The organism is Amycolatopsis sp. SID8362 (assembly GCF_010550475.1).
Classification (GTDB): Bacteria; Actinomycetota; Actinomycetes; order Mycobacteriales; family Pseudonocardiaceae; genus Amycolatopsis; species Amycolatopsis eburnea.
This window is the reverse complement of the sequence record NZ_JAAGNB010000139.1, coordinates 1-5,940: the sequence shown is the minus strand read 5'-3', so window position 1 is coordinate 5,940 and position 5,940 is coordinate 1. Positions and strand designations below refer to the sequence as shown.

Annotated in this window: 7 protein-coding genes; 2 read left to right on the top strand and 5 right to left on the bottom strand. The window is 73.9% G+C overall.

What is annotated here, in order from left to right; all coding sequences use genetic code 11:
* Positions 1 to 664: GlxA family transcriptional regulator (locus G3I65_RS05330; protein ID WP_160695105.1), on the top strand; the 664-nt coding region annotated here is incomplete at its 5' end.
* 27 nt (positions 665 to 691) lie between these two features.
* Entirely contained in the window at positions 692 to 1,057 is a 366-nt protein-coding gene (locus G3I65_RS05325) for a hypothetical protein (protein WP_160695104.1), read from the top strand.
* Here G3I65_RS05325 and G3I65_RS05320 read toward each other — a convergent pair.
* From G3I65_RS05320 to G3I65_RS05300, 5 genes are all read right to left on the bottom strand, one after another.
* Positions 1,054 to 1,482, bottom strand: coding sequence for a nuclear transport factor 2 family protein (locus G3I65_RS05320; RefSeq protein WP_160695103.1), 429 nt, complete (start codon positions 1,480 to 1,482; stop codon positions 1,054 to 1,056). The genes G3I65_RS05325 and G3I65_RS05320 overlap by 4 nt on opposite strands.
* Positions 1,479 to 2,366, bottom strand: coding sequence for an SDR family NAD(P)-dependent oxidoreductase (locus G3I65_RS05315; RefSeq protein WP_160695102.1), 888 nt, complete (start codon positions 2,364 to 2,366; stop codon positions 1,479 to 1,481). The genes G3I65_RS05320 and G3I65_RS05315 overlap by 4 nt, the downstream gene beginning before the upstream one ends.
* Positions 2,357 to 3,643 carry a condensation domain-containing protein gene (locus G3I65_RS05310; protein WP_160695101.1) on the bottom strand — a complete coding sequence of 429 codons (1,287 nt, stop codon included), beginning with the start codon at positions 3,641 to 3,643 and terminating at the stop codon, positions 2,357 to 2,359. Before G3I65_RS05310 ends, G3I65_RS05315 begins: the two co-directional genes overlap by 10 nt.
* Entirely contained in the window at positions 3,640 to 4,812 is a 1,173-nt protein-coding gene (locus G3I65_RS05305; protein ID WP_166639705.1) for an FAD-dependent monooxygenase, read from the bottom strand. The genes G3I65_RS05310 and G3I65_RS05305 overlap by 4 nt, the downstream gene beginning before the upstream one ends.
* On the bottom strand, positions 4,802 to 5,940 hold a 1,139-nt coding region (locus G3I65_RS05300; RefSeq protein ID WP_160695100.1), incomplete at its 5' end, for a non-ribosomal peptide synthetase. The genes G3I65_RS05300 and G3I65_RS05305, both read right to left, overlap by 11 nt.

The window sequence follows — 5,940 nt, the reverse complement described above, 5'->3', positions numbered from 1 at the left end:
GGCGCACGCCCGCGGCGCCCGCCTGGTGACCATCTGCTCGGGCGTGTTCGCACTGGCCCGCACCGGGCTGCTGGACGGCCGGTCCGCGACGACCCACTGGGCCCGCGCCGACCAGCTGCGGCGGGAGTTCCCCGAGGTGCGCGTGGAACCGGATGTGCTGTACGTGGACCACGGCGACGTCGCCACGAGCGCCGGCGCGGGCGCCGGGATCGACCTGTGCCTGCACCTCGTCCGGAAGGACCACGGTGCCGCGCACGCCGCACTGGTCGCGCGGCACATGGTGATGCCACCGCACCGCGAAGGCGGCCAAGCGCAGTTCGTCCCGCCGGCCGCTGGCCCGGACGCGCTGGACGGCCTGCTGGACTGGGCGGCCGCCCGCCTCGGCACCGCGTTGTCGGTGCGTGACCTCGCCGCGCACGCGGGCGTTTCCCCGCGCACGCTGGCCCGCCGGTTCACCGGCCAGCTCGGCACGAGCCCGGGCGCGTGGCTCCTGGCGCGCCGGGTGACGGAGGCCAGGACGCTGCTGGAGGACACGGACCTCCCGGTGGAGGCGATCGCCACCCGGGTCGGCCTGACGTCGGCGGTCAACCTCCGGCGGCGGTTCCGCGACCAGGTGGGCACGACGCCGGGGGCGTACCGGCGGGCGTTCCGGACTCCGTCCTGAGGTTCGTCACCGGGATAGCCTGAGGGCATGTTCTTCCGGCGCGCACGCCATCGCGCACGTCTCTCCGCCGTCGCGGATCGCATCGGCGCGCGGAACGGCGTCATCCTGAGCGACCACTTCTCCGGCGGCAGCGGCGCCAACGGACCGCTCGTCTTGGGGGTTATCACCCTTCGGGACGGCGAACCCGCCGAAGTCCTCCGGACGCTGGTGGACCATGCGGCCGCCGGGGGTTACCCGGTTCCGCCGAAGCGCACCGAAGCCGACGGGTGCGGGTTCGTCGGGGTCCCGGGGCTGCCGATGCTGATCATCGAGACCTTCGCCGCGGGCAAGGTGATCCCGTGGCACGGCGAGGTTCCGCCGGGGCAGACCGGCGTGGTGGTGAGCTTGACCTAGGCGACGATCCGCAACGCCGCCTCCGCACCGCCCAGCGCCGCCAAGTGCGACAGCGGGTTCCAGAAGTCCCGGTACAGCAGGATTTCCCCACCTCGCACCCGCACCACGGAAATGTACCGCTGGTGAAACTCCAAGCCGGTCCGCAGCGCCCGGCCGTCCGCGCGGTACTCCGCGATCACCAACTCGGGATCGGCCGTCGGGTGGAACTCCAGTCCCGAAAACGCGACTTCCAAGTGCTCGGCGAACTTCTCCATCTGCTGCCACAACGCGTCCCGCCCGGCGAACCGGTCGGGCCACCCCGCCGGGGCGTACGGGAACTCCAAAACCCCGTCCACCGCGAACAGGTCCACCCATCCCCTGGCGTCTCCCGCTTCCAGCAGATCCAGGCTGTGCGCCAGGACTTCTTGCGCCGGCGTACGCGTCATACGGCACCTCTCACGGTCTCTTCGGTGGCGGGCGCGACGACGCCCGTGAACATGCGGTCGATCAGGCGGTCCGGGAGCAGGCGGGCGATGCGGGCGCCGCGGGTCGCGTCCGGGCCCACCGGGTAGCGGGTCTTCGGGCGGGCCGACGACAGGGCGTGGTGGACCGCCGCGGCGACGTCCTCCGGACGGGTTTCGCTCGCGCGGGCGCCGGCCTCGTTGCCGGCCAGGAAACGCAGGAACGTGGCGCGGTACAGGCGGGCGACCGGTTCCGGGGTGGCCGCCAGCACCGCGTTGCCGCCGCGGGAAACCTTGTCCCAGATCGGCGTCATGATCGCGCCCGGGCGGACGACGGAGACGCCGACGCCGGCCGGGGCCAGCTCGCGGCGGAGGGCGTCGCTCATCGCTTCCTTCGCGAACTGCGCCATCGCGTACGCGCCCAGGTACGGGACCACCAGGGCCCCCAGGCCCGACGTGACGTTGACGACGCGGCCGCCCGCCGTGCGCAGCAGCGGGAGGAACGCGCGGGTGACCGCCAGCGTGCCGATCACGTTCGTCTCCAGCTGGCGGCGCAGGTCGGCCGACGACAGGCACTCCACCGGCGCGGAGACGCAGATGCCCGCGTTGTTTACCAGCCCCCACACGCCGTCCGGGCCGTCGAGGGCGCCGGCCGCCGCCGCGATCGAGCGGTCGTCGGTGACGTCGATGATCGCGTAGGTCAGGGCGGTGGACTCGGCCAGCAGCGCCTCGCCGTCCGCGGCGCGGCGCACCCCGGCCACCACCCGGAAGCCGGCCGCCGCGAGCGTCAGCGCGGTCGTCCGGCCGAGACCGGTCGACGCGCCGGTGACCACGACGGTCCGGCCGTTGTCCTTGCGGCTCAACACCATTCACCTCCACCTGCGGCGCGCACCGCGTCCAAGCAGCGGTCGGTCAGGGCGGCGGCCCGTGCTTCGGGCACCGCGTCCTCGATGTACGCGCAGTTCCAGAACAACCGGCCGTGGCTGGTGTTCACGGTCGCGACGACGTAGCCGTTGACCGAAAGGCCCGCCACGAACTGGCTGCCGCCCACCCGCCACCGGCCGATGACGTCGGGCACGTCGAACCGGCCGAGGTTGGACAGGCACAGGTTGATCGGCCCGCTCTCCTCCATGAACCGCATGATCGGCTCGGCGTCCGCCATCGACTTGAGCCCGCTGCCCGCCACGAACCCGACCAGGTCGAAGTGCTCGCCGCGCTCCTTGCGCCGGGCCAGGTCCGCGCTCGCCGCCCGGGCCGCGTCCCACAGCGGGACGTCGCAGCCGACGAACGTCGGGATGGTGGCCACGTACGTCCCGGCCTCGGCCGCGGCGACCGGCGGGACCAGTTCCGCCCGGAAGTCGACCGGAGACCCGATCGCGACGTGACCGGATTCGCCGGCGGCACGGGCCATCGCCGCCGCCAGCAGCCCGTGCACCGTGGTCCCCTCGCGCCGGCACGCCTCGACGACGGCGGCCAGCTCGGCGCCGTCCAGCTCGCGGTGCAGGAACCGGGTGCGCCGCGAGGCCATCGGCACGGCCGCGCTGGGCTCGAACCGGCTCGGCCGCAGGCGCGCGATTTCGTCGGCGTCCCGGCGCTGCTGGTCGGCACGGCGTTGCTCGCCGATGCTGCCGAGGTTCCGGGCCGGCATGACGTCCTCCGGCGACGGCGGCAGCCGCGACGGCAGTGGCAGCGGGTCGCCCCGCTCGATCTTCGCCGCCAGTTCCAGGCATTCCCGCGCCAGCGAAAGCGCGGTGGTGCCGTCGGCGACGCAGTGCGGCAGCGTGAGCACCAGGTCGTGCTCGCCGTCCCGGTCGAGCAGCGTCGCCCGGATCAGCGGGCCGAGCCGCCACGGCACGGCTTCGGCCAGCTCGGTCTCGTCGACCTCGCGCACCCAGTCGCCGCCGGTGGTGTACCGCAGCGGGATCCGCCGGGTGGTCGGCACCCACACCGGGTCGGCGCCCTCGGCGTCGGTCTCGATCCGCAGGCCCAGCAGCGGGTGCCGCCGTTGCAGCGCGTCGAGCGCCGCGCGCACCAGGCGCGGCGGAAGCTCGCCCCGCACCGAAACCCGCGAGATCACGTTCAGCGGCGAAACCTGGTCACACCACCAGTACCAGCGCTCGACGGCGCTGAGCGGACGGCCGTTCATCCGTGGACTCCGGGGAAGGTCAGCAGGTCGCGCTGACTGGCGACGAGCTCGTCGAACGACGTCCCGCGCAGCTGCTCGTCGCGCGCCCGCCGCAGCTCCGGGTCCTCCAGCTGCTCGCTTTCGCTCAGCGCGCGCGACGCCTCGACGACCATCCGCGTCCGGTCCCGCCGCTGGTCTTCGTAGCTGCGCAACGCGGCGACCGGGTCGTCGCCGATCCGCGCCAGGGTGGTGGCCAGCACGACGGCGTCCTCGACGGCCATCCCCGCGCCCTGACCGAGGCTGGTCAGCATCGGGTGCGCCGCGTCGCCCAGCAGCGTCACCCGGCCCTCGCCCCACTTCTCGAGGAAGCCGCGGTCGCGTGCGGGGACGGCGATGACGCGCTCGATCGGCGTCGCGGCGATCGCGGCCGTGACCTCGCCGGCCCAGCCGTCGTAGAGCGCCAGCAGGTCCTCGCGGGTGCCCCGCCAGTCGCGGGCTTCGGCCACCGGCAGGTTCTTGGTGCCCCACCAGTAGACGTCGCCGCCGCCGATGTCGAGCAGCCCGAAGCGCTGGCCGCTCCCCCAGTAGTGCGCGACGGCGCCCTTCGGCAGCGCCGGGTGGCGGAACGGCGTGATGGCGAGCCAGCAGACGTAGCCGGGCTCCAGCACCGGCTCGTCCGGACCGGCGAACTGCCGCCGCACCACCGAGTTGAAGCCGTCCGCCCCCACGACGACGTCGCCGCGGGCCGTGCTGCCGTCGTCGAATTCGACGGTCGCGCCGGACGCCCCGGACTCGACGTGGACCGCCCGCCTGCCCAGGAAGACCGGGACGTCGCCGGCGGCTTCGCGCAGGGCCTCGTGCAGGGCGTTGCGGCCGAGGCACACGCTCGGCGCGCCCAGCTCACGGCCGAGCTCGGGCATCGGCAGCCGCACGATCTGCCCGCCTCGGGCGTCCTTGATGTCGAAGGCGGTGACGACTTCGCCACGGCGCGCCAGGTCGAGGTCGATGCCGAGGGTGGCCAGCGCGGTGATGGCGTTGGTGATCATGCCGAGACCGGAGCCCTCGGCACGCAGCGACGCGGCCCGCTCGTGCACTTCGGCCTCGATGCCGCACTGCTTCAGCGCGGCCGCGAGGGCCAGGCCGCCGATGCCGGCCCCGAGCACGATGACCCTCAGGTGTTCAGCTGGCATGGGACTGCGCCTCCTGGCCGTGGATCAGTTCGCTGACGACGCGGGCGAGCCGCGCGACCCGGGGTTCTTCCATGATCGTCAGGTGGTCGCCCGGGGTGGTGACGACGTCGACGGTGCCGCCGGTGAGCGAGCCCCAGCCGTTGTCGGGCCGGTGGTGCAGGCTGCCCGCCGCGCCGTGCATGGCCTCCAGCACCTTGGGCAACGGCTCTTCCGCGCGGACGAGGACGATGTCCTGGCGGGTCTCCGGCGGCCGGTACGCGAGGGTGGCCTGCCAGTTGGCGCGGTAGAGCCGGAACAGCCGCCGGATCACCGCGGCCGAACTGCCCGCCGGCAGCACGCCGAGTTCGGCGGCGCGCCGCGCGATGTGCTCGAACCGGTCGTCCAGCGACACGACGTCCGCGGGCAGTCCTTCGAGCGGCGACGCACCGCCGCGCTCGATCCAGAGCAGTTCCCAGAAGAACCAGCCGAGCAGTGCCTCGTCGGTGTAGCTCTCGCGCAGCAGCGGGTTCACCGCCACCGTGTCGAGCAGGATCGGCCGGTCCACCGCTTCCCCGGCCGCCCCCAGGCGCCGGGCCAGCTCGAACGCGACGAACCCGCCGAAGGACCACCCGGCGATCGTGTACGGACCGCGGGGCTGCACCGTGCGGATCTCGGCCAGGTAGGCGGTGACCAGATCCTCCACAGTGGACAGCGGGGTGCTGCCCGGCTCCGCGCCGGCCGCCTGCAGGGCGTACACCGGCAGGTCGTCGGGGAGGTGCTTGACGAGGGGGACGTAGCAGAGCACGTTGCCGCCCATCGGGTGCACGATGAACAGCGGCCGCCGGGTGCCGCGCGGGTGCAGCGGGACGAGCGCCGAGAACACCGGCCTCGCCTCCCCCAGCCGCCGGGCGAGCGTCGCGACCGTGGGTGCGGTCAGCAGGGCCGACGGCGCCAGCTCGGTGCCGAACCGCTGCTCCAGGAGCACCACCACCCGCATCGCGACGAGCGAGGTCATGCCGAGGTCGAACACGTTGGCGTGCACGCCGATCGCGGGCAGCCCGAGCAGGTCGGCGACCAGCTCCGCGAGCACGCGCTCGCGGTCGTCGCGCGGCGGCGTCGTGTCGTGCGTGCCGCCGACGTCCAGCGGCA